1 protein-coding gene is annotated in these 688 nt (G+C 49.1%); it reads left to right on the top strand.

What is annotated here, in order from left to right; genetic code table 11:
* A partial coding sequence (locus R7P74_RS26640) for a T1SS-143 repeat domain-containing protein (protein WP_318123657.1) occupies window positions 1-688 on the top strand: 688 nt, incomplete at both ends.

Below are 688 nucleotides of genomic sequence, written 5' to 3'. Positions count from 1 at the left end.
CCGATGACCAACCGACTATCACAAATGTTGAAGCCATCAGTGTTGATGAAGACGACTTAGCGAACATCGGTTCGGACCAAAATGATTCACTTTCGATTGATGGTCAGTTCACGACAACGCAAGGTTCTGACCGTGTGGTGAGTTACCAGTTAGATACCTCTGTAGATGTGGTTGCAGGGCTCACCTCGCAAGGCAATCCGGTGACGTTGATAGAGACTGCAAATCCTGATGGCAGCTTCAGCTACGTTGCGACCGCTGATGGCAACCCTGTCTTTACGTTGGTAGTGAAAACGGATGGCAGTTATAACTTCACGCTGGAAGGCCCAATAGATCACGCTATTAATAGCGACGAGCTAACGCTGAACTTCCCAATTATTGCGACTGACTTTGATGGCGATACAACTTCTGCCACCATCCCAGTGACTATCGTCGACGATAAACCAGTCATCACGAATGTGGATGCAATCCAAGTTGATGAAGATGACTTGACGGGGATTGGTTCAGACCAAAATGATGCGCTTTCCATCAACGGCCAATTTGCAACAACGCAAGGTTCTGATGGTGTCGTTAGTTATCAATTGGATGCTTCTGCCGACCCTGTAGCAGGGCTGACGTCTCAAGGCGTCGCGGTAACGATGACTGAAACGGCCAACCCAGACGGCAGTTTTACTTATCAAGCCACCGCCGG

This window comes from Vibrio sp. 2033 (genome assembly GCF_033339735.1).
Note: the sequence above shows the minus strand (reverse complement) of the source record. Positions and strands in the feature narration are given on the sequence as shown.